This window comes from Tenacibaculum halocynthiae (genome assembly GCF_964512825.1).
GTDB lineage: Bacteria > Bacteroidota > Bacteroidia > Flavobacteriales > Flavobacteriaceae > Polaribacter > Polaribacter halocynthiae.
Genome location: NZ_CAZELG010000028.1, coordinates 250318 through 275512, shown reverse-complemented (window position 1 = coordinate 275512; position 25195 = coordinate 250318). Strand labels below are relative to the sequence as shown.

21 protein-coding genes are annotated in these 25195 nt (G+C 29.7%); 10 read left to right on the top strand and 11 right to left on the bottom strand.

Translation table 11 applies throughout. The features are described 5' to 3' along the window. Positions 1-58: 58 nt before the first annotated feature. The 10 genes from ACKTTQ_RS10445 (at position 59) to ACKTTQ_RS10400 (ending at position 12792) form a co-directional block, all read left to right on the top strand. Positions 59-1060, top strand: a complete 1002-nt coding sequence (locus ACKTTQ_RS10445) for a metal-dependent hydrolase (protein ID WP_408049159.1) — start codon at positions 59-61, stop codon at positions 1058-1060. Positions 1061-1076: 16 nt separating this feature from the next. Further along, the gene (locus ACKTTQ_RS10440) at positions 1077-1241 is read left to right on the top strand and encodes a Lacal_2735 family protein (RefSeq protein WP_408049158.1); all 165 of its coding nucleotides are present in this window, start codon (positions 1077-1079) and stop codon (positions 1239-1241) included. Positions 1242-1616: 375 nt separating this feature from the next. After that, entirely contained in the window at positions 1617-1817 is a 201-nt protein-coding gene (locus tag ACKTTQ_RS10435) for a helix-turn-helix transcriptional regulator (RefSeq protein ID WP_408049157.1), read from the top strand. Then, positions 1814-4027: a restriction endonuclease subunit M gene (locus ACKTTQ_RS10430; RefSeq protein ID WP_408049156.1), complete on the top strand. Its 2214-nt coding sequence runs from the start codon at positions 1814-1816 to the stop codon at positions 4025-4027. Before ACKTTQ_RS10435 ends, ACKTTQ_RS10430 begins: the two co-directional genes overlap by 4 nt. Then, the gene (locus ACKTTQ_RS10425; protein ID WP_408049155.1) at positions 4014-5429 is read left to right on the top strand and encodes a restriction endonuclease subunit S; all 1416 of its coding nucleotides are present in this window, start codon (positions 4014-4016) and stop codon (positions 5427-5429) included. The genes ACKTTQ_RS10430 and ACKTTQ_RS10425 overlap by 14 nt, the downstream gene beginning before the upstream one ends. Further along, entirely contained in the window at positions 5426-7015 is a 1590-nt protein-coding gene (locus tag ACKTTQ_RS10420) for a hypothetical protein (RefSeq protein WP_408049154.1), read from the top strand. Before ACKTTQ_RS10425 ends, ACKTTQ_RS10420 begins: the two co-directional genes overlap by 4 nt. Position 7016: 1 nt before the next feature. Then, on the top strand, positions 7017-7748 hold the full coding sequence (locus tag ACKTTQ_RS10415) for a winged helix-turn-helix domain-containing protein (protein WP_408049153.1): 732 nt from the start codon (positions 7017-7019) through the stop codon (positions 7746-7748). Positions 7749-8696: 948 nt separating this feature from the next. Continuing rightward, entirely contained in the window at positions 8697-10130 is a 1434-nt protein-coding gene (locus tag ACKTTQ_RS10410) for a lipase family protein (protein WP_408049152.1), read from the top strand. After that, positions 10130-11158 (top strand): caspase family protein, encoded by a 1029-nt coding sequence (locus ACKTTQ_RS10405; RefSeq protein ID WP_408049151.1) that lies wholly within the window; start codon positions 10130-10132, stop codon positions 11156-11158. Before ACKTTQ_RS10410 ends, ACKTTQ_RS10405 begins: the two co-directional genes overlap by 1 nt. A gap of 2 nt (positions 11159-11160) precedes the next feature. Continuing rightward, positions 11161-12792: a hypothetical protein gene (locus tag ACKTTQ_RS10400; RefSeq protein WP_408049150.1), complete on the top strand. Its 1632-nt coding sequence runs from the start codon at positions 11161-11163 to the stop codon at positions 12790-12792. Positions 12793-13633: 841 nt separating this feature from the next. Here ACKTTQ_RS10400 and ACKTTQ_RS10395 read toward each other — a convergent pair. From ACKTTQ_RS10395 to ric, 11 genes are all read right to left on the bottom strand, one after another. Beyond that, a complete protein-coding gene (locus ACKTTQ_RS10395) occupies positions 13634-13936 on the bottom strand; it encodes a hypothetical protein (RefSeq protein ID WP_093871197.1) in 303 nt (100 codons plus the stop codon). Between the two features lie 18 nt (positions 13937-13954). Next, complete coding sequence (cydB, locus tag ACKTTQ_RS10390; RefSeq protein ID WP_408049149.1) at positions 13955-15028, bottom strand: cytochrome d ubiquinol oxidase subunit II; 1074 nt, start codon at positions 15026-15028, stop codon at positions 13955-13957. Positions 15029-15031: 3 nt separating this feature from the next. After that, positions 15032-16363, bottom strand: coding sequence for a cytochrome ubiquinol oxidase subunit I (locus tag ACKTTQ_RS10385; protein ID WP_408049148.1), 1332 nt, complete (start codon positions 16361-16363; stop codon positions 15032-15034). 93 nt (positions 16364-16456) lie between these two features. Further along, positions 16457-17038, bottom strand: coding sequence for a methyltransferase domain-containing protein (locus tag ACKTTQ_RS10380; RefSeq protein ID WP_408049147.1), 582 nt, complete (start codon positions 17036-17038; stop codon positions 16457-16459). 623 nt (positions 17039-17661) lie between these two features. Then, positions 17662-18882 carry a sulfate reduction electron transfer complex DsrMKJOP subunit DsrP gene (gene dsrP, locus ACKTTQ_RS10375; RefSeq protein WP_113787156.1) on the bottom strand — a complete coding sequence of 407 codons (1221 nt, stop codon included), beginning with the start codon at positions 18880-18882 and terminating at the stop codon, positions 17662-17664. Between the two features lie 229 nt (positions 18883-19111). Further along, positions 19112-20245 (bottom strand): 4Fe-4S dicluster domain-containing protein, encoded by a 1134-nt coding sequence (locus ACKTTQ_RS10370; protein WP_093871202.1) that lies wholly within the window; start codon positions 20243-20245, stop codon positions 19112-19114. Positions 20246-20251: 6 nt separating this feature from the next. Next, positions 20252-20881, bottom strand: a complete 630-nt coding sequence (locus tag ACKTTQ_RS10365; protein WP_299133954.1) for a cytochrome c3 family protein — start codon at positions 20879-20881, stop codon at positions 20252-20254. Beyond that, positions 20874-21569 (bottom strand): multiheme c-type cytochrome, encoded by a 696-nt coding sequence (locus tag ACKTTQ_RS10360; RefSeq protein ID WP_408049146.1) that lies wholly within the window; start codon positions 21567-21569, stop codon positions 20874-20876. Before ACKTTQ_RS10360 ends, ACKTTQ_RS10365 begins: the two co-directional genes overlap by 8 nt. A gap of 3 nt (positions 21570-21572) precedes the next feature. Next, on the bottom strand, positions 21573-23897 hold the full coding sequence (locus tag ACKTTQ_RS10355) for a molybdopterin-dependent oxidoreductase (RefSeq protein ID WP_408049145.1): 2325 nt from the start codon (positions 23895-23897) through the stop codon (positions 21573-21575). 3 nt (positions 23898-23900) lie between these two features. Beyond that, positions 23901-24140: a hypothetical protein gene (locus ACKTTQ_RS10350; protein WP_113787161.1), complete on the bottom strand. Its 240-nt coding sequence runs from the start codon at positions 24138-24140 to the stop codon at positions 23901-23903. 325 nt (positions 24141-24465) lie between these two features. Beyond that, positions 24466-25194 (bottom strand): iron-sulfur cluster repair di-iron protein, encoded by a 729-nt coding sequence (gene ric / locus ACKTTQ_RS10345; RefSeq protein WP_408049144.1) that lies wholly within the window; start codon positions 25192-25194, stop codon positions 24466-24468. Position 25195: the final 1 nt, after the last annotated feature.

Below are 25195 nucleotides of genomic sequence, written 5' to 3'. Positions count from 1 at the left end.
AGGGAATTAGATTCTGTTGAATAGAAATGCTAACAAAAATTAAAACAAGTAGATACAATTGGATTCACTTACTCAGGTCGTATTAGGAGCAGCAGTCGGCGAGGCTGTTTTAGGCAAGAAAATAGGTAATAAAGCTTTACTTTATGGAGCAATTGGTGGAACTATTCCTGATCTTGATGTATTTCTAGGATTATTTACAGATACAATTACTGCGATAGAATTACATAGAGGATTTAGTCATTCTATCTTATTTTCTGTAATTATGGCACCTCTATTGGGGTGGTTAGTTAATAAAATAGAACGGAGTAAGAATCTTGGTTGGCAACCTTGGGCTAAGCTATTCTTTTGGAGTTTGATTACACATCCTATGTTGGATGCTTTCACTACATGGGGCACTCAATTGTTTTGGCCTTTTAATATAAAAATGGCTTTCAATTCTATTTTCGTTATTGACCCTTTATATACCTTACCTTTTCTTTTCTGTTGTATTACGGTTCTTTTTTGTAAACGTACTTCAAAACTCAGAAGGCGATTTAATACATTCGGGTTGATTATATCAACAAGCTATCTTTTTTGTACACTTATTTTAAAATCATTAGCGTATAAAAAAATTGAAAGTGAATTAAAAAATCAAGGCATAGAATATACTACCATTAGTACGCGTCCTTCACCTTTGAATACTATTTTATGGAATGCTAATATTGATACAAAAGAGAATTATCTGATTACTGATTATTCCTTTTTTGATACGCAACCCTTAAAATTTAAAAAGTACCCCAAACATCGTGAAAAATCAGAGGCATTAATTAAATATTTAAATGTACAACGACTTATCAATATTTCTGAAGGATGGTATATTATAGAACAAAAAGAGGATCAATGGTATTTTAACGATCTGCGATTTGGATTAATTCCAAGAGAAGATGGTAGTTCATTTTTTACTTTCTCCTATTACTTAAAAGAAAAGGAAGGGGGAATTCAGGCAACTGAAGTTCCTAAAACCAAGCGAGAAGCAAAGTTTTTGATGCAACGACTTTGGCATAGAATAAAAGGAAATTAATCTAAAAAATATAAATATGTTCGGAATATTCAAAAAGAAATCACAGAAAGAAAAATTACAAGCTAAGTATGAAAAACTCTTGAAAGAAGCTTATACGTTATCTACCACCAACAGAAAAATGAGTGACCAGAAAGCTTTTGAAGCAGAGGAAGTTATGAAACAACTAGAAAAGCTTAATTAATATTATCAATAAATAGATATAGTCTATTAATTATGAACTGAAGTTCTTATAAGCCTACATAAATAGAAAACAACGCTAAAGCAATTTTACATAATGACTGATTATGATTATATTTTAAATGTATCATAATGTTCTGCGTTATGTAACTTGAGCTTTGGCTAAAAGCGAAAGTTGTTACTACAGTTTCTTGAAAAAATTTATTCTCAAAAGTTTCTTCTACGATGTTAATGGAATACGCTTTGCCCGAAGCGACGATAGGAGCGAAGTGGGAATGTGTATGAAATGGCTATTCTATCTAACGATTTAATTTTATCTCAAAATATGATATATAATTAAATAATTATTCTATTTTTATTCTTCAAATCCCTAAGTATAATGAATCGCATTAAAGAGGTACTTGAAGAGAAAGGAATTAAACAGGTTTGGTTAGCTGAAAAGTTAAGCAAAAGCTACAATATGGTTAATTCCTATGTGCAAAATAGAAGGCAACCTAGTTTAGATGATCTCTATAAGATTGCAGATATTTTAGATACAGATATAAAAGAATTATTAGTCTCAAATAAACTTGAAGAATGAGTTTAATAGAAAAAGGAATAAAAGAAAAGTTAATTACTTTAACTAAAGATGGTAAGCAAATAAAATATTTGCATCAAAATAAGCCAAGAAATTACACTAACCCAGAAGAGCAAGTACAAGCAATAACATTTCTAAAACTTGTTTTAGAATATGGTTATAATCCTAAAAGGATAAAACAATTTGTAAGTGTAACTATGGGTTCTGAAAAGAAAGAGGCAGACATTGTTGTTTATAACGATGATGACTGCAAAGAACCACATATTCTTGTAGAATGTAAAAGGAGGGAAGTTAACGAACAAGAATTTCAACAAGCAATAGAACAAGCTTACAGTTATGCCTATGCTTTACCAAATGAAGTAAAATATGTTTGGGTTACATCAGGGATTAAAGACGAATATTTTAGTGTAGATAAGTCCAAAGATACAAGAGAGGAAGAACCAGATATACCACAATTTGGTGTAGAAAAACTTGCTCCTTATAAATATGTTTATGAAGCTGATGATATGCAGTTTAAAGTGGGAGAACAAAAGTTTTCTGACCTAAAAGTTATTAATCAAGAAAACCTTACTGAAGTTTTTAAACAAGCACATAAATCTCTTTGGGGTGGAGGACAGTTAAATCCTTCAGAAGCTTTTGATGAGCTCGATAAATTGATTTTTTGTAAAATTTGGGACGAACGAAAGGATCGAGAAATTGGAGACCCATATGATTTTCAAATCTTTAAAGAAAAAAATGAGGATAAAACTAATATAGAATTATCAAAACGAATTAAAGCACTTTATGAAGAGGGCAGAAAGTTTGACGAAGAAGTTTTTAAAGATGATATACGTCTTACTCCAGAAAAATTAAGAACTGTTGTTGGCTACTTAGAATCAATAAATTTATCCGATACTGATTTAGATAGTAAAGGAAGAGCTTTTGAAACATTTATGGGAAGCTTTTTCAGAGGTAATTTTGGACAATATTTTACACCAAGACCAATTGTAGATTTTGTTGTTAATGTTTTACCAATAACAAATAAATCTTACGTTTTAGATACTTCATGTGGTAGTGGTGGTTTTTTATTACATGCCTTAGATAAAGTTAGAAGACATGCAGATAAAATTTATCCAAAACATAAAACTGATGTTAAGCAGCATAGTAAACATCATAAGCATTGGCATGATTTCGCTGAGAATTATTTATTTGGTATAGAAATAAATGAACAAATAGCACGTACAGCTAAGATGAATATGATTATTCACGATGATGGTCATACAAATGTAGTTGCAACTGATGGTTTAACACCTCCAAGAATATTACCAGCAACTCCAGACGAAACTGAAGAACAAAAAAAACTAAGAGAAAGGCTTAATAAAACGTCTATTGAAGCAGTTACAAAAAATCAAGGTTTCAATTACGATCATTTTAATTTTATAATAACGAATCCTCCTTTTGGTTCTTTGATCAAACAAACTGAAAAAGCTTATATGCATCAATATAATTTAAGCTTTAAAGAAAAAGACTGGTTAGATTTAAAAGGAAAAAATAAAAGTAGAAGACCACAACAAAGTACAGAGATTCTATTTATAGAAAAGTGTCATAAATATTTAGCTGAAGATGGCTATTTAGCTGTTGTTATTCCTGATGGAATTTTAACAAATAGTAGTTTACAGTATGTTAGAGATAATATAGAAACATGGTTTAGGATTATTGCTGTAGTTTCTATGCCACAAACAGCTTTTAGTGCAACTGGTGCTGGTGTAAAAAGTTCTGTTTTAATACTTAAAAAATGGTCAAAAAAGGAAACTTTAAAATTAAAAGATAAGGTAGCTAGTTTACAATTAGAAGTTATTAATACTTATAATTATGAAGAAAAAGTAAATAAATGGAATAGTGAAAAGAGAAAGACACTTAAAGAGTATAAAGGTTACAAAGGCGTTACCGAAAATTTAACTAAAAAAGAAATTGAAAGCTCTGATGAATTTAAAGTTTGGAAAACTGAAATTAATGAGTTCTACAAGGAGAAAATTGAAAGTTTAAAAGATGAATTAAACGAAAAGTTAATATCTGAGAAACAAAATAAATTAATTGATTATCCAATTTTTATGGCAATAGCCGAAGATATTGGATATGATGCAACTGGAAATCCAACCAAGGTTAATGAACTTGAAGTTATTGGAAAAGAATTAACAAACTTCATAAATTCAGTAGAAGATGGCACAATTTAAATTTTCTGCTGAAATAGGAAAAACTAATTTGTTTTTAATTGATAAAAGTAAATTAGAAGGTAGATTAGATCCTATATTTTATGCATCTGACTTAACAAAGTTTAATTCTGGTAAATTTAAGAGTTTATCAATTGGTAAAGTTGCTTATTCTTTTAAGTCAGGATTTGGTGCAGGAAAGAAAGATCAAACAGGTATAGAAAATGGAATAATACATGTTAGACCAACTAATCTTGGTAAAGATGGTTTATTAAACTTTAATAAAAATGTGTTTGTTCCAATAAATGATAAAGCAGATTTACTTGAAATAGGAGATGTATTATTTAATAACACTAATAGTCAGGATCTTGTAGGTAAGACTTCTATAGTAAGAGATGAAAAAGAGCTCTATTATTCTAATCATATTACTCGAATTAGAGTAGATGTAAGTTTAATTTTACCAGAATACTTATGGATAATTTTGAATATTTATCAGGAACATAAAGTGTTTTATTCTATTTGTACAAATTGGAATAATCAGTCAGGAATAGGAATAGAATTATTAAAACAGTTAAAGATTCCTGTCCCAGACATAGGGCTTCAGCAAAAGATTGTTGATATACATACTAACGCTTTAACTAACAAAAAAAATAAAGAGAAGGAAGCAAAAAAAATAATAAATAGTATTGACTCATTCTTGTTAGAAAAGTTAGGTGTCGAACTTCCAGAAATATCAGATTCATTTAAAAACAGAATCTTTAATTCTTCATTTAGAAAAATATCAGGAGGTCGATTAGATCCAAATTTCATTAGAAAAATAAAACAGATTAATTCAATTTCAGGTAAATTTCCTAAACAAAAACTTAAAGATTTATTATTAGTAAACCCTCAATATGGAGCTAATGAAGCAGCTGTGAATCGTAGCGAAAAAAATCAGTATAGATATATTAGAATTACAGATATCGATGATAATGGAAGTTTAAGAAACAATAAGTGGAAAACTGCTAAAAATATAAATCAAATATATAAACTTGATTTAGGAGATATTCTTATCGCTAGAACTGGAGCAACTGTAGGTAAAACATACCTTCATTCTGATAATTCGCTAAAAGCAATTTTTGCTGGGTATTTGATTCGTTTTGTTTTTGACAAAGAAAAAATACTGCCTGAATATGTATTCTATTATTTGAATTCTTCTATTTTCAAATTATGGATATCTGCGTTTCAACGCCCTTCAGGACAGCCTAATATAAATTCTGAAGAATATAAATCATTTGAAATTTTTGTACCTCCAATTAGCAAACAAAGAGATATTTCAGAACATATATATGCTTTAAGAGAAAAGGCTAATAATCTAAAATTAGAGGCAACAAAAGAATTGATAAAAGCAAACATAAAAATCGAACAAATAATATTAGAAAAATGATTTTAAGAGGAATATTAGATAGATCATTAAGTAATCAATTATGCATTAGGGGTTTTGCTCCATTAGGAGAGTTGGCTAGATTATCAAAAGCCGATTATACTTATCAAAGAGATTTAATTTCTAAACAAGAAACTACTATAAAACAATTCTTAAAGCATAGTCCACATTTATTCTTTCCAGAAGTCATTTTAGGACATCATGTAGAGTACGATTATTCACTACCAAAAGCTCAAAAAGGGTTACAACCAATTAATATTATTGAAAGTGGTTCAAAGTTTGAATCTAATATCCAAAAGATTAAATTTTCTTCTAAAAAATTAAGCTACAAAGATAAGTATGATTCACGTAATAAAGCAGAAGTACAAGTTGTAGAGATCGAAATTGATGAAGACTATTTGTTGGAGTGTATTGAAAAGAAAGCTCAACCATTTAGTAGAATTGATGGGAATCATAGATTAAGTGCTGTAAGTGATAAAAAAGGCGATGAAGAAATTAAAAAGAGAGATACACCATTTTGTATAGTCCTTTTTCAATCTACTTTATCAGAAATAACAGATCGTGATGGAAACAAAAAAAAGGTTGTAGATAATAATGGAGAAAAATTCGAAAAAGTAGTCTTTCATAATATAAATACTAAAAGTGTTCCATTAACATCAGAAGAAAATTTAAGAGTAATCGTTGAAGACGAAAAAAACTTTAAAAATGAAGCTTTAAAAAAAGAATTTGGGTGGAAATATGTTGCAATAAGATCATTAAATAAATTACTTCCTTCAGAGCATTTGGAGGATATCTTTCCAAATCTACATAATGCTTTTCTTAGCTTCAAAGACAACACTCCTTATAAGCTGTCAGTAATATCTAAGATTATTGATTTTCTTTTAAAAGAAAATGGTCTTTCTCAAACAAACGAATCTATAAAGCAAATTAAGGCTTCGCTTAAAAAAGTAAATCAAGAGTTTGGTAATCATGATTTACTTAAAAAATCAAAAAATAGTTCATTTTTAATAGCTGCTTTAAGTATAGAATTAAATACTAAAAAACAATTAAAGCATTTCGTTCAATGGGTATCTAAACATGAACTAGCAGAATTAAATGAAGTATCTGCGAAATCGTTACTTGATATTTATTTGAAAATTTACACAAAAAGTATAGACGTATTTGTAGCCATGAAATATTATGGTGTTGATGAAGTTGCGAGCTATAATAGTATTTATAGTAGGGCAGTAGCACGTATTAAAAAAGAGAATCCAGATATCAATATCAAGCTTTTAAAAATTATGACACATAATGGAGCAACTAAGAATATAATTTCTAAAATGATAAAAGAAATTGAAAATTGCTCAATATTTATAGCTGATGTTACTGAAAGGAATCCAAATGTTGCATATGAATTAGGTTATGCTAGAAGTATGAATAAACCAACAATAATTGTGCAAAAACATGATGATCCTACTGAAATACCATTTGATTATGCACAAGATTTTAGGAAAACGTATAACATTGGAGCACCAGATTCTTTAGAGAATCTAGCATATGATGATATAAAGGCTATATTAGAAACTAACTATGGATTTAAATTGAATTAGAATGAATAAGTTTAAAAATGCCGCAATAAAAGTATTAACTGAATCTAAAAAACCTTTGCATTATAAAGAGATAACAAGATTAGCTATTGAAAAAGGCATTTTAGTTACCCAAGGTAAAACACCAGATGCATCAATGAATGCTCAGATCATAACAGATATTAATTCTAAAAAATCTAAGTCTACATTTTTAAAAACATCTCCTGCAACTTATGATCTTAATCCTAATAGAGTAGTGGAAGAACCTTTAAAATTAAATAAAGAAAAGGCATTAAAAAAAGAGAAAATCGGTAGTGGATTTATAGGAAAAGCTGGTGAACATTTTGTTACTTCTGAATTGTTATTTAGAGGATATAATGCTAGTATAATGAGTGTTGATGTTGGAATGGATATTATTGCCACTAAAAACAATAAATTATTCTCATTACAAGTCAAAACATCGAATTTACATAACACAAATTCTTATGTTTTTGATATGAGAAAAGTGTCATTAGAAAGGGATTATGCTGGAAATGTTTTTTATGTATTTGTAATGATTCATCCCAAAGGAGATAAGTCAGCATTAATTTTAACATCAAATAAAATTGATGAGTTAGTACATTCAAATGCTATTAAAGATATTAAAGTTAATGATAGGTTTAGAGTTGTTCTTAAGATTAGAAAAGATCAAATTTATATAGGAACATTAGATAATCCAATAGATTATTACTGGAATAACTGGAATATGATTAAATAACATTATGTAAAATAGAATCTCGATGTTTAACTCGGCCTCATAAAATTTTGGCTAAAACAATAGGAGAATTGAGCGTCCATATTTTAGGGGTTTAGTAATAAATTTTCTTAAGAGTTACATTTATACAAGGGATTTCAAAGCTATCTTGGTCAGTTACAATGTTTCCTAAAATATAGCGAATGAGCCGTTAATTGTTTCCAAAATTATATGCAGCCTTGAATTTTTGTTTCTTTTGTTTCAAGACAAAAGATAAAGAATGAAAAAAAGATTAATTGAAGTTCTACATATAACAAGTGCATAGAATTTTATTTTTCTTAAAATTTAAGCTCTTATGGCAAGTTGACGAGAATCGTGTAGAAAAAAATATGATGCACAATTATTCAAATACGCTAAAATTTCAATAATAGTAAAAAGGTTAGCTTTTATTTTGGCGTTGGCAAGCGATGGAATATTGTGTGTACAAGAAAATGCATTGAGCATTTTGTTTTACAAAACAATCTAGTGGTTGGCAGCGGCTATTTTACATAGCGTCTAATTTATAGATACAAATGTTTTATAAACGCTGCGAAGCAAACCGCTTATTAGTTTAATGACCCAAGTACTACAGTTTATTGTATGTACAAGACTTCCTGGGATATTTTACATAATATTACATTATAGCTATCAAATGGATAAACCACTCTTATTAACTAAACAATACATTTGTACTATAATGTTCTGTGTTATGTAACTTTGCTTTGGTAAAAAGCATTAGCAGAATATGTAATTTCTTAATTTTTTTCTTTCTAAAAACTTCTTTGCAACTATAATGGAATACGCTTTGCCCGAAATGACGATAGGAGTGGAGTGGGAATGTGTATGGAATGGGAGTTTACAATTATATATTAAATTATTTTTTGAGAACTTTTAATATTCTTATTTTTAAGAAATATAACCAAAAATTAAGTTATGAATAAACTCAATTACATAAACATTGGAGATAATGGAACATTTAAGGATAGTGGAGAAATTAGCTCTTCACCAAATGATGTAGATTTAATTTTCGAACACTTAAAAGAAAATAATATAGAAAATATTTCTATTCATATTCATGGAGGTTTAGTTAAAGAAGAAGCGGGTATGGCTGTAGCAAAAATGATGACTCCCGTATATAATGAAGTAAATAGTCATCCAGTAACTTTTGTATGGGAGACAGGTTTGTTTGAAACCATTGAAAGTAGAATTTTAACCATCCATAAAACCAAAATTTTTAAATGGATTCTAAAGAAAAGTGCTAAAATAGTAGCAAAAAAATATGGCTTTCCTATTGATGGAAAAGGAGGTAATGATATAAGAGATATCGACATAGAAAAAGAGCTTCAAAAAGAAGAACCTTTTGCTTTTTTAGATTCAATACAAGAAGATATAAGAGGTGGTTTAATTTATAAATCGGTTGAAGAGCTTAATGCTGATAAGCAGGTATTTCATAACGAAATCAGAAAAGAAGCACAAAATGATCCAGAATTTGAGGAATTAGTTTCTTCTGATTATGAAGGTATTTTATTATTTAAAGAAAGTATAAAACAAGACATAAAAGATGAAAATTCAAGAGGTTGGGGTACTTTCTTAAAAACCTTAGCAGAAGTAATTTGGAGAATAGTAAAACGATTTCTTCAAAAAAGAGACCATGGTGGTATGGCTACTATTTTTGAAGAAATTTTACGAGAACTTTATTTAGATGATTTAGGAGCATGGGTTTGGGATGGTATGAAAATTAAAGCCCAACAAATGTGGAATTCTAATATTGGTTTAAGTAATAATAATTTACATGCAGGGCGTTATTTTTTTGATCGGTTAGATGAATATATTAATGATAATCCTAACACAAAAGTAAATTTAATAGGTCATAGTGCTGGCTCAATAGTAATTTGTTATTTCTTAAAATTGGTAGTTTCAGAGAACTGTAATTGGTCATTTGAAACAATTACATTTTTAGCCCCTGCTTGTAAAATAGAATTGTTTAATACATGTATAGTTGATCATTCTTCCAAATTCAAAAAGTTTAGAATTTTTACCATGAGTGATGACTATGAAACTCAAGATCATTTATTAGGGAAAATATATCCACGCTCGTTATTATACTTAATATCAGGTTTTTTAGAAAATGGGTTTGATGAATATATACTCGGATTAGAAAGACATACTACAGCTATGAGCCCATACAATGTTCCTAAAATTGTAAAAGCACATGATTTTATTTATTCTTCATCAGAAAAACGTATTGTTTTTTCTGTTACAGATGATAATGCTCCACTAGGAGAAAGAAGTACAGCTAAGAAACATGGTGATTTTGATAATGACCATCATACTCAAAAAAGTTTACAAGAAATAATTCAAATATAATGGCTATTCAAAAAAATGATTATGCGTTTTTAATTGGTATTTGGGATTATCCTGATTTTAGATCCTTGAAAGGACCTAAAAAAGATATTAAAGATTTCAGCAATTGGTTAATTGACAAAGAAAAAGGTGGAGGTTTACCTGAAGCTAATATTGAAACTATTACTTCAACAGCTATTCCTGCAGCTCCTATTCATTCTCAAATAGATGTAGCTCTTCAAAATTTATATCGTAAAGTAAGTAGTTCCGATGAAGATGGAAGAAGACTCTATTTTTATTTTAGTGGACATGGTTTTGGTATTAAGGATATGGATGTGGCCTTAGCTTTAGCTAATTGGAAATTATTTGGTCTAAGAAATTCAGCATTAAAATCAAAAGCTTATTTAGATGAATTTGTTAATTGGGGGAAATTTAAAGAAGTTATTTTCTTTCTAGATTGTTGTCGTTCACCATTGCAAATATCTGCGTTGCCACCAACAGTAGGTTATGGCGTTAGTGAAGATGCACCTAATGTAGGTAAATTCATAGCTCATTCTACTAGGCATTATAACGCAGCTTATGAAGCTTTATTTTCTAGTGATAATATTGATATAGAAGAGGAGTATGAAGAAGAATATAATGGGATATTTACTAAAGTCCTTTTGGATGGTTTGTGGGGAGGGGCTTCAAGTGGTATTGGGGTTAAGGCTTCTGAGTTGAAAAATTATTTAGATAGACATGTAAAACTTGTTTCAAATAACAAACTAAAACCCCAAAAGGCGGAGGTATGGAATTTATTAAATGATGATATAGTATTTGGACTCAGTGAACAAGTCGCAAAAGTTAACATTACGTTTAATTCAGAACGAATAAATTTAATCCAATTATTATCTCCAGGTCTTGATGTTATTATAGAAGAACATGTGAATTCATATATGTGGAATGAATTAGAGCTTACCCGAGGAGCTTATACTTTAATTGATTTAGATACTCAAGAAGAAAAGACATACAGAATACGTCCTTCTAACACAATACAAACTATAAATTTCTAATTATGATATTCAACCTAAGAATAAATTGTTCTAATAATGAAGTTCATTACTCTTTGTATGATGGATATGATCAACTTAAATTAGAAAATAAAAATGAAAGTACTACTATTGATTTACACAAAGGAATTTATTTTCTTGAAGCTGAATTAAGTGGTATTGTCAAACAAGTCAAAATTCATTTAGATAGTCATCAATCAGTTGATGTTCCATTTCCTGTATATTCATCTACACCTTTTCATAATGCCTTAACTACGGATGAGGATAAACTTTCTAACGGTTTACAATACAGTAATAATTTCACTGATAGAGAATCAGAAAATGACAGTTTCCATAATGGTAATACAGGATTATTTATTTTCCTAAGAAGTAGTGATTTTAAAGAACAAAAGATAGAATATGGAACTTTTAAAGTTCTTATTTTAAATAAATCTTTAAAAGTTATTAAGATTTTAGATGAATCAAATTCTAAACTTGATGAAAAAGGTTATTGGATGGCATATTCAAATGAATTTGAAGTAGGACAATATTTCGTTCAAATAGAATCTGAGTACGGTGATATTATAAATCCTATAAATGAGGCTTGGGTTTTTCCTATTTATATTTATCCAAGAATAAAAGCCAATGTATTTTTAACAGTAAAGAAAGTACCCCTATACCGTTCGTTAAAAATATTTTACAACAATAGTTATGAGGATTTTAGAACAGAAAACAAATACCTAATATCAACAGATATCGCTTTAAATAGTCTAACTAATTATCAATTCGATAATTTACCAAATGAAACAATGAATGAACTTCTTTATGGTAAGTTTGATCAACCCATGTTTGGTTTCTTAGCCTTATATTTTCTTCTTTTAAGAAAGAAAAAAGATAATTTAGAATTAGTAAAAACGATAGTAAGGAATATGGAACATAGAATTTTAAATACGAGTCAATCACCTGAACTTGATGCTTTAAAGTTTATGGCCAATGCAAAATATGATTTAAATTTTGAAATAAATAAACAAGAAAATGTTAATGTTCCAATGTTTAATTTTGGTCTCGATATTATAGTGAATAATTGGAATAAAGATAAATCATTATTCGATAAAGATAGTCCAATCAATGATGCTACCGAAAAACTTTTATTGGGAACTCCATTTACAATTTGGAGGACTTTTCCAAAAAAAGAAAATATGAGTTTCAGTAAAACAACTGTCGGAGATTATAAAATACAACTGTTAACTAATAATAAATCATCACTATTTGGATACTTAGAAAATGAAAAATTAAATGATTCACATTTAATTAGGAATATAAAAAGTAATAACGAAAAAGAAATAGATAAGTTTTACAATAATGTAAGAGAAAATGTAAGTATAAGTAAAAATAATTTCTATTTATTAATGGAGTATCTTTATTTAGGAGGTAGAGACAATAACTTAAAGTTTGATTTAATTATTAAAAAAATTAGAATTTCACCACACAAATTAAATTTCATTTTTTACTTATTAAACCATTTAATTTCTTTACCAAAAGCTTTAGTTGAAAATTTCAATAACCAATTAGGGAAAATTAAAAGTAAGGAAGAAATTTTTAGAATAGAAGAGAATATTAAAAGCTTTATTGGTAGGGAAGGAGTTTTTTTAAATTAATTTATAAAAATTATTTATTCTAAAAAATGTTAATGAACTAAGTTACTTTATCACATTATGTTAAATAAAAATTAGAATTAAAAAGAAGGGACTCAGAATGTTTTCTAAAATATAGCGAATGAGCCGTGATTGTTTCCAAAAGTATCTGAAGCCTTGAATTTTTGTTTAGCTCATTAATTCTTATTGTTTTTTAAAGGAATTCGTGAATCTCCTAAAGTCGATTTCTTTTGTTTCAAGACAAAAGATAACGCAAGAATTAAAAAAGATTAATTGAAACTAAAATGTTGGCAAGTGTATAGAAATTATCTCGCAGAGTAATTTTATACTCTTGCGGAAACGCTTTACGAGAATGCCGTAGAAAAAAATATTACAGAATTATTATCGAATACGAGAATTTTGAATGAATCTAAAAGGTTAGCTTTTATTTTGGCGTTGGCAAGCGTTGGGTAATTGTGTTTAAAAAATTACTGCGACAGCATAATTATTTTTAAAAAGCAATCCGAGCGATTTTGGCAAGAGGCAATTTTACATAATGTCCAATTATAGCTACAAATGTATAGTTACAATGTTTCTTGAGAACCGCATATTTAAAAAAAGATGAACCATTGTACAGAATATCAAATTCTTACGATAGTTTAAAACGAATGCCAAATGACCCAAGTAATACAGTTTATATAGAAATGAGAATATTCTGGGATATTTTACATAATATTGAATTATAGCTATCTAATGGATGAAATACATTTGTACTATAATTAATATTATGTTAAATAGATTTTTTATAGAAAGTAAGGAACTCCTTGAAATACTTCCTTACTATAGAATATTTGGATACAATAGTTTACTCCTTTTTAGATAACACAGTTTTAAAAAAATTGATGGCAACTAATCCTAAGATACCTCCTAAAAAAGAAACAACACAATTAATACTAAATAGAAAAATGTTAATCGTTCCATGATTCATAATTGAATATGGATCAAAAACTAATCTACCAAAGGTTTTAATAAAAAAGATACTTCCAAAAACACCAGCAATTGTATTTCCTAGTATCCCAAATGAAATTTTTTTATAAATAGATCCCAAGAAAATAGCACCTATAATACCTAAAAAAATACTTACTAATGAAATTAATGTCCCTGTCATACAATAATCTAATACCAATTAATGACCATAATCCATTTTATCAATCTTACCTCCTAACAATCTTTTTTGTATAATCATGTATACAAAAAGTAATATAAAACCTATTATTCCCCATGTCATAGCTACTGACAACCCATATTCAGAGGTAGCTGTATTATAGATGGTTAAAGGTTCATTTATATCATTCACAGAGGGTAATATCACTGGGAATAATGATGCTAATGATGATGTAATTCCACCAAGTATTAATAACGTAGATAATAGAAAAGCATGACTATCTTTTTTAATTTTTTTAATAAAAAATAAACCTACTAACCCTGTAAGATAAATAATAGGAAATACTAGTAAATAAGGTTTATCAATAAAATTATTTAAAGATTTTGGATTCACTAGTTGCCATACAATTAAAGAAAATATAGTAAGTACTGCTAGTACAATGTTTAACTTAAAAATAATGCCTTTAAGCTTTGTGTTTATGGATGAATTAGTTTTTAAAATCACCCAATTGGCACCATGAATAGCTAAAGTAACAACTGAAATAAAACCAATAATAATGGTAAACCAATCAATAACTCCAGGAGTATCACTTAAAGGACTAAAACTACTATCCCAAAGTGGTAAGAAAAAATAATGTCCTTCGTATACCGATACGCCATTTTCAACGCTTCCTAAATTTACACCTCTAACAATATTACCTAAAGCAATACCAAAAAATAAGGCTAATAATAAACTAGAAATCCCAAAAGATTTGTCCCAAATATCTTTCCACATTTGAAACTGAAATTGCCCTCTAAATTCTAAACCAATAGCCCTAAAAATAATTAACCATAATACAAGAATTAAGGGTAAATAAAAGCCACTAAAAACAGATGCGTAAAAAGTTGGAAAAGCCATAAAGAGCATCCCTCCTGCTGCTACTAGCCATACTTCATTAGAATCCCAAAACAATCCTGCCGATTTAGCAATGACTTCTTTATCTTCTTCTTTTTTTGCAAAAAATAAATGAATTATTCCTGCTCCAAAATCATATCCATCTAAAATAAAAAATACAACTAAAACAATCGCTATTATTATATACCAAAATATTTCCATAATCTAATGTGTTTGAGGTTTTGGACCTTCATTTATTGTTTTTCCTACTAAAACTAAAAACAAGAGGCCTAGCAGCATGTATAAAGCAACAAAACCAAGTAAAGTAAATAATGTATTACCAGATGAAACTGTTGGTGAAATACCATCACTTGTTTTTAATAAACCATATACTAAATACGGTTGTCTACCTAATTCTGCTGTATACCAACCTGTGATGTTTGCTATATAAGGAAACGGAACTAAAAACATGATAGTCCATAATAAGCGTTTTGAGGTGTATAATTTTTTTCGCCATAAAAAGAAAAATGCTAATGCCATTATACCAATAAATAAAGTACCTAAACCAACCATTATATGATACGAATAATACAATGCAGGAATATTATCGGGTAATTCTTCTTCTTTAAATTGATCCATTCCAGGAATTTGTTTATCCCATTCTTGATAGGTTAGAAAACTTAGGATGTTCGGAACAGCTATTTTGTTGTCTAACTTCTTTTCAACCATATTTGGTTGACCAATCAATACAATCTCTGCTCCTGCTTCTTCAGTTTTAAAAATACCTTCCATTGCAGCAAAAGTTGCTGGTTGATATCTTGCTACATTTTTTGCGTTCCAATCTCCTGTAGGAAATGCCAAGAGAACACTAGAAATCAATCCAAAAACAACACCAGTTTTTAAAAACAATTTTCCGTATTCTAGTTGTTTTTTTCTTAATAGGTAAAAAGCACCTATACTTGCTACTACAAACGATGATGTTACTACAGAGGCTAATTGGTTATGCAAAAAAGCAGGTAACAACCAAGGGTTAGTAAATAACGCTGAGAAGTTTTCCAATACAAATTTTCCGTTTTCTAATACTTCATAGCCTACAGGATGTTGCATCCATGCGTTGGTTGATAAAATAAACCAACCACTTGCCCATGAGCCTAAAAAAACTAAAAAACCAGTTAAAAAGTGTAGTTTTTGGCCCATTAATTTTTCTCCAAAAATAAATAATGCTAAAAATGAGGATTCTAAAAAGAAAGAGAACATTCCTTCCATTGCTAATGTTTGTCCAATAATACCACCTGTTAGTTCAGAAAACTTAGCCCAGTTAGTACCAAATTGAAATTCCATCGGAATTCCGGTTACGACTCCCATGGTAAAATTTACAGCAAAAATTTTCATAAAAAACTTAGCAGCGTTGTTATATTTTTCAATGTTATTTCTTAAATATTTACCTTTAAAATAGACTATCAATAACGATAGTCCCATGGTTAATTGCGGAAAAATATAGTGGAAAGTGATAGTAAATGCAAACTGCAATCTATCATAAAAGAGCATGTCATCCATAATCTAATTTTTAGACTATAAAAATACGAATCGATTCGTGAATTCTAGACAACTTTGGCTATAAAAAAGCGGCAAAAACGAACTTTTAACAGCTTATTTTTTCTTGAATTTTATAAATAACTCCATCCCTTGTCTATTAGAATATGAATTGTAACATTTAGTAAAAGTTTCGAAAGAAAAAAACGGTTTAAAATAAGTTAAATACTCCTTTTTTGTTCCTCCAAATGGCGGATGATCATCATTTAGTTTTGCATCAAACAATAACCCTACTAACTTTCCTTCATCTTTTAAAATATCTTTCATTTTAATAGCATATTTAGCTCTCAATGTTGGATTAATAGCGCAAAAAAAAGTTTGTTCAATAATCAAGTCAAACTGCATTTCAAGGTCAAAAAAATCACCTAAAATTAATTGACCTTCAGGAAAATTTGGAATTCTGTTTTTTATGTTATCAATAGCTGTTTCCGACAAGTCAATTACATACACATTTTTAAAACCTTTATTAAAAAGGTATTCTGCTTCATAGGAGTTTCCACCTCCAGGAATTAAAATTTTTAGTTCTTTATTATCTAGTTGATCAAAATAGGCTTTTAAAGGAGGAGATATTTCACCTAAATCCCAACCAATTTTATTGTTTTTGTATTTATTATTCCAAAAATCTGCTGCTAAATCCATCTAACAAAATTATACAATTTAAGTTTATTTTTTTCATAGAAATACAACAAAATAAGCTGTCCAATTAACAGATTACTTCAGTCGTTACCTTCCTTTGTAATGACAAAAAAACGTCACTGCGAACAAAATGCAATGAAGTGAAGTAGTCTGTTTATTATGGATTGAAATTTTAATAGGCAACTAATATTAGAGAGATTACTTCAGTCGTTCCTCCTTCGTAATGACAAAAAAACGTCACTGCGAACAAAATGCAATGAAGTAAAGCAGTCTGTTTATGCTATGTTGAAAATTTAATTGGAAACTATCATTGGAGAGATTACTTCTTTCGTTCCTCTTTCGTAATGACCAAGAAAAACGTCACTGCGAACGTAATATAATGAAGTGAAGCAATCTATTTATGCTGAATAAAAACTCAATTGGAAACTATTATTGGAGAGATTGCTTCAGTCGTTACCTTCCTTCGTAATGACAAAAAAACGTCACTACGAACAAAATGCAATGAAGTGAAGCAGTCTGTTTATGCTGTGTTAAAAATTTAATTGACAGCTATTATTAGAGAGATTGCTTCTTTCGTTCCTCATTCGCAATGACATATCTTTAATTTATAAATATAATTATAGGTATTACTTCTTTTTATAACGCATTTTACCAATTTCTATGCTGATAGCTGTACGTGCTAACATGGTAAAAATAAGTGCTCCCATAGCCCAAATACCTAATGTAACACCAATTTCAATACCAGTTGGAGTATATTCTGCAATCTTACCATAAGGACCAGGTATAAAACCAGGAACAATTAAACCAAACCCTTTTTCAATCCAAATAGCTATAAATAATATACTACAAGCAAAGAATAATACTTTAAAATTGTTTCTAAGTTTATGAAACGTAAGTAATACCGTTGCTATAACATTTAGTGTAATAGCTGTCCATATCCACGGTAATAATGCCGTTTTACCATCTAAACCAAAAAATAAATAATAAGCACTTTCACTATGGTGAGTTGGTGCATAAAACTCTTTAAATAATTCAGAAATTAACATAATTAAGTTAATTTGTGCAGCAACTGTAACTACCAAAGCTAATTTTTTAATCGTTTTATCTTCTATTTTAAATTCGGTATACGTTCTAATAATAGCCAACACTAAAATAATTAGAGCCGGACCAGCAGCAAAAGCAGATGCTAAAAAACGAGGTCCTAATAAAGCTGTATTCCAAAAAGGTTTTGCCTGTAAACCTTGGTATAGAAAGGCAGTAACTAAGTGAATACCAACCGCCCAAAAAACTGAAATTATTGCACCTGGTAAATACACTTTCTTCTTAGATTCCTTTCCTTGATAATGCCTAAATAAGATATAAAAAGGAATACTTAAATTGATAAATAAATACCCGTTAAGTGCAATAACATCCCAGGTTAACATTGAATTAGGAAAGTTAAATACACCAACAACAGGAAGCATATGCCATAAAACTGATGGTCCTCCCATATCAGCTACCACAAATGCTAAACACATAATAAGTGCAGCTACAGCAAGCCCCTCTCCTATTAAAACTGCTTGTTTAAAATCTACATCCTTTAATACATACGTCGGCATTACTAACATAACAGCAGCTGCTGCTACTCCTACTAAAAATGTAAAATTTGAAATATATAAACCCCAACTTACTCTATCCGTCATACCAGTAACACTTAAACCGTGTTCTAATTGAATCGAATAACAGTACATTCCTATTAACATGATTAATGTTAAAAATGCCATCCATAAGTGGTATTTTTTAGAACCACTAGTAATAACATCTAGACTGTCTTTAACTAAACTTCCAAAAACTTTAAGTCTTCTCATTTTATTTTCTATTATAACTCTTAGTATATATATTATTTTGGGCGTTTCCCAAAAGGGCCGGGCTTTACGTTAAATCTTTTTAAAACCTTGTATTAACCAAGTAACTTTTTATTTGCTCGGGTACTCTTTTCTTTTAAAGAGATTACTTCGTCATACCTTCCTCGTAATGACGCTTTTTTTATGTATTATTTTAAAAAGGATACCACTTCAATCCCTAACGCAACAGAAATTAATCCATAAAATACCAGAACTTAGGTTCTGTACCTAAATCTTCTTTTAATCTGAATACTTTTTTATTTTCTAATACCCAACGAATGGTACTATTAGGGTCGAGTAAATTACCAAATACACGAGCTCCTGTAGGACATGCTTCTACACATGCTGGGTTTTTTCCTGCTCTAGAGCGTTGTACACAAAAAGTACATTTTTCCATCACTCCTTTTTTACGCATTCTATTTCCTAAATAGTGTTGGTTTTTGTTTACTTCCTCTTCTGGCACTTCAGGTTTACTCCAGTTAAAACGTCGTCCATCATAAGGGCAAGCTGCCATACAATACCTACAACCAACACACCAATCATAATCTACAACTACCAATCCGTCTTTTTCACGCCAAGTTGCTTGTACAGGACACACTTCTACACACGGAGGGTTATCACAATGAAAACACTGTGTACCCATGTAAAAATGGCCTTCCGCAGGAACTTCATGGTAATAATTATCATCAGCTTCATTAAAATTAAAGCCTTTTCCGTCTTTCATTTCATGAATACGGATGTATTCCATTTGTGAGTTTCTATCTTGATTATTTTCTTCAACACAAGCACTTACGCAATCCATATACCCCTGACATTTAGAGATATTAAAAGCGTAACCAAATAAAACATCATCTTCTGCATTTTTTGAAGACATACTAATTGTTTTTCCAGTACGTAATTGATACGAACGAACTAATCTATCAACAGTAGCCTTTTTTTCATCATCCTTCATCAATTTATAGTTTCCTTTAAATTGCTCTTCCCAGTCTATTTGTGCTTTTTCTTTAGATTCATCACTAGAAACTACACTTGTACAAGAAGATACTGCTCCTGCTCCAATTAATAAACTAGCGGTTAGTTTTTTAAAGGCACTACGGCGATCCATTTTAACATCAAAAACTTGCTCAAAACCATCTCTATGCTTTTCTTCTCCTATAGAAGCATTTATAGCAGCATCAAAAAACTCTACTTCATTTAATTCTTCTTTTGAAGTGTTAGAATTACACCCTCCAGAAGTTTTACCACAGCCACAAGAACTTGAGTTCGTTGTTTGTTTATGTTTACTATTTAGGTTTAGAGAAAACCATTTTTTATTGTTATTGCTCATGCCTAATTATTTACGTTCTTTTGTCTTTTCAGTATTAAATCTTGCTGGCCACTTAGTATCAAACCCAGGTGAATGTGGATTATGACAATTTACACAAGTCATAGAAACTCTTGGAGGTGCCCAACCACCAATACGCTTACCATGCGCGCCACCTGTCCAATCTTTATATTCTTTTTGGTGGCATTGGCTACATAATTTAAAACTCTTATTAAAATCAATAGTATGCCCTGTTAAACTTTTTAAATTGTTCATATCTTTTCCGTTATGGCAAGTGGTACAATTCATTGTTTCTTGATTGGCATGATTCAATTTTATATTCCAGTGTGCTTTTTTTATGTCAGCACTTTGCATCTCTTTTAATGGTTTGGTGTGACATTCGGTACATGCATATGATTTAATTTTTCCTTTTCTATCAGGAATCAAAAATTTAAGTCCATCTGCTGATATTTCAATTGTTTTTATATGATCCGTATATTTTTCTGACGTAATTGAGGTTCCTTTATAGTGTTTGCTTTTCGCTTTAATTTTATCAGTAATACTATGATATTCATCTTCTTTATGATGCTTACATGAAGAAATTAATAAAACAATTAATAAAGAAAAGCTTATTAAATATGTAGTTTGATACTTATTCATTTGTTTTAATATTTCTTATAAATGTTCCTATTTCTTCAGTTACTTTGTCATTTGGTACATGACATTGACGACAATTTACACGTTCAGGATGTGTAACTCTAATTTCTTTCGGAGCACTTGGTCCTGCATGACAAGCCAAACAATTTTCTCTTAATTGTATTTGATGTGGAATAGTTGGCGGACTTGTAAGTAATACATTGTTTACCCCTACTTTAGGCGCATTAACATTTGCATAATTTCCAGCTTTAAATAGAGTTTGCTTTTTTTGTTCTACATGACATTGTTTACAGTTCACCAATTCAGGATGTGGTGTTACAGGTGTATAGGCTTTAAATTTCTCAACAAAGCCTCCATTTTCATGACATTTTAAACAACTACCATCTCCTATATTCTGCTTTTCATCAATAGGATGAGGAATACTTGGTGGTGCGCCATGATACGCTCTATTATCATAATAGTTTTTTAAACTTCTTTGATGGGTCTCATCTACTGGCATGTTAACATAGTCTATAGCATGTTTAGACCGCTTAAAAACTCCTGCTTCTGAAGGAATTGTTACTATTTCTTTTTTATCCCTTACAGGAATGTATGCTTCTTCCTTACCAGTTTGATAACTATAATTCCATATAACAATAAATGATATAAATAGAATTATAAATAATGATATAATACCTAATCGCTTTCTCATACCTTATGCTTTTTCTACTTTAACAGCACATTTTTTATAATCTGGCTCTTTTGATATAGGGCAAAATGCATCTAAGGTTACATCATTGATTAACATGTTTTCATCAAAGAAAGGCACAAATACTTGTCCTTTTGTAGGTAAACCTCTCTCATTAATTGAAGCAGGTAAAATACATGAACCTCTTCGTGAGCTAACTTTTATTTTTTCACCTTTTCTTATGTTTAATCGTTTAGCATCGTCAGGATGAAACTCTACATAAGCATTTGGCATAGCTTTATGTAAAACAGGTATTCTTCTAGTCATAGAGCCTGTATGCCAATGCTCAATAACACGACCAGTGTTTAACCAAAACGGATATTCATTATCAGGAACTTCTGGTGCTGGTTCATATGGTCGTTGCCAAATAACCGCTTTTCCATCTGGTTTTCCATAAAAATGAAAATCTTCCCCATTAGAACAAGCTGGATCATACTTTGCATTAAAACGCCATTGTGTAGATTTTCCATCTACATAAGGCCAAATAGCTCCAGATTCTTTTTTTAACACTTCTAAAGGTGCCATATTGTGCTTTTTACCAGCATGAAACTGACGATATTCATTATAAATTTCTTCTACATGGTTTTCTTTAGAATATGGAAACAAATCTCCATAGCCCATACGCTTTGCAACTTCAATAAACATCCATGCATCAGGTGTTGTTTCACCAGGTCCTTCCACCATTTTGTTCCAGTGTTGGGTTCTTCTTTCAGAATTACCGTATAATCCAGATTTTTCTATATGCCAAGATGCTGGTAAAATGACATCAGCAACATCTGAGGTTGGTGTTGGAAATACATCAGAAACTACCACAAAGCACGATTCTTTTTCCATTCCTGGACGAAATCTACTTGTTCTTGGTAATGATACTAACGGATTTACAGCTTGAGTCCAAATAAACTTAATATCTCCCCTATCAACAGCTCTAAACATTTCAGTAGCATGATACGTTGGTTTCGAAGGAATTCTTTCAACTGGAACTTTCCAAATTTTAGCTGCTTTTGCCCTATGTTTAGGGTTCATTACAACCCCTTTAGGTAGTTTATGAGTAAATGTTCCTACCTCACGAGCTGTTCCACATGCAGAAGGCTGCCCTGTTAATGAGAAAGGACTATTACCAGGTTGTGAAATTTTTCCTGTTAATAAGTGAATGTTATAAATGATATTATTCATCCATGTACCTCTGGTATGTTGATTTACACCCATGCACCAAAGTGACATTACTTTTTTGTTTGGGTCACCATATATAGCTGCTAAATATTTAATGTCTTTAACAGAAACCTTTGTAAGTTTTGATACTTTTTCAGGGGAATAGTCTTCTAAAAAGGCTTTATACTCTTCAAAATTAATTTTTGTAGGCTTATCTTTAAATTTATATTTATCCTCTAAACCATAGCCCATTTTAGTAAGTCCTTTACTAAAACTACAGTACTTTTCAATAAATGAATTATTAACCCAACCATTATTAATTATTTCATAACAAATTGCATTACCAATGGCTAAGTCTGTTTGAGGTTCAAATAAAATAGATTTATTTGCTGCCATACTAGATCGAGTTGTTCTAGTGGCAAAATCTATAATTTTTGCTCCTCTTCTATTTTTTTCTTCTAACATTCTAGAAAATAAAACAGGATGCATTTCAGCCATATTATTTCCCCAAGTAATATAGTAATCGGCATGATCAAAATCTTCATAGCATCCCATTGGTTCATCAGCTCCAAATGTTGTTAAAAAACCTGCTACAGCACTAGCCATACACAAACGAGCATTGCAATCTAAATTATTAGTACCAATGGCACCCTTCATAAATTTAGAAGCTACATACCCTTCAGGAATCGTCGATTGCCCTGATGTATACATAGCTACCGCATCTTTTCCATGTTCTTTAATAGTCGCTTTCATTTTATTAGCTACTATGTCTAATGCTTCATTTATTGGTGTTTTTACGTACTTTCCATTCTTTTTAACCAAAGCATGTGTTAACCTATCTTTTGATTGTATACACATGGTTTGATGGTACCCTTTTACACAAAGTAATCCTTTATTTACTGAAGAATTTGGATCACCTTTAACTGCAATTGCTTTACCATTTTCAACTCCTACTAAAATACCACAGCCAACACCACAAAATCTACATGGTCCTTTTTTCCAATCAAAATTACCTTCAGGAATTCCAGCTTCTTGATCTTTTGCAAATAATATACCTGGAAACATAGTTGCTGCCGCTGTCATTGCAGATAGCATTGCCATTTTTTTAATAAAGCTTCTTCTGTTTGTTGTTGATGTATCCATATATTAATTCTTTATTGGTGTATTAAATCCAGAAACCATTGCTAACAATTTTAAACTAGCAATAGCATCCAATTTTTCTTTTAAAATTGTTTCTTGTATTTCATCTTCTGTTTCTGTAACCAAAACTAAAAGATCTTTATTTTCTGCTGGAAAAATTTCACATTCTGTTATTGATGAAATAGCTGTAATAAGCTCTTTCTTTTTTCCTGTATAAGGATGTACTAAATAGCTTTTAATTGGCATAAGAGACTAGTTTTAAATTAAACTGTACACAAATTTGTCTTTTTAATTGAAGTTTAAACATGATAAATATCATGTGATAAAAAAGCAAAAATCTAGAATCAATTAAATATGTAGTAAAACACTGATAAACAATACATTGGGTTTGTTTTTTTGTTGTCATACATGAGTAGTTTAGTTTTATTATAAATAACTTAAGAGTTGATTATCAATTAATTTAGCTCATTTTTAGATTGCTTAATGCAAAAACAACAAACCCTACCTTAAAAGATCATTTTGTTCTTTTAAGATAGGGTACTATTAAATTTTATAATAATTGTTTAAATAATTATACTTGTCTATTAATTTCTTGTTCTAGTTTGAGTGCTTTTGAATGCAAAATATTGTTTTCTAAGTGTATATGTTTATGCAAATCTTGTTCAAATTCGTCCAATTTAGCATATAAAGCCTTAAATGTATTACAAACTCCTTCTGGTGGCATGTAATTATTTGTAAGCTTTGCTATTTGTTTAAAAACATTTCCCGCATTTTCATGCTCATGCTCCATCATTTGTATTGGATTATTTACAGTTCCAAATGGTGGAGTAACTGTATTACTTCCTTCTTTTTTAGCAATAACTAATTGCTTTATAAACGGAAATAATATTTGTTCCTCTTTTTGTAAATGCCCTATTAATTCATTTGCTACTTCATGAAAAAGCATATTTACTTCTGTTACTTCTATGTAATGATGTCCATGAACTTTAGCTACCTTATTTGCATACTGTGATATCAATGGCAAATTTTCTTTTATATAAGTGTGATGTACATTTTCAATATAAATCATTAAAAAATCTAATTCCCATTTATCATAATCTTCTATAATATCTTTTACTATATCTACTTCAGAAAGTTCTTTTTTTAAAATTAATTGATTTACATTATTCTTCAAGCAGGCTTTTTCAACTGAAATATTTCCTCCACAACAAAAATCAATTCCATGTTTTTTAAAAATATGAGCCGTTTTTATATTTTCAGTAACATATTCAGCAACAGTTTTTTCTTTTAATGTTGCCATT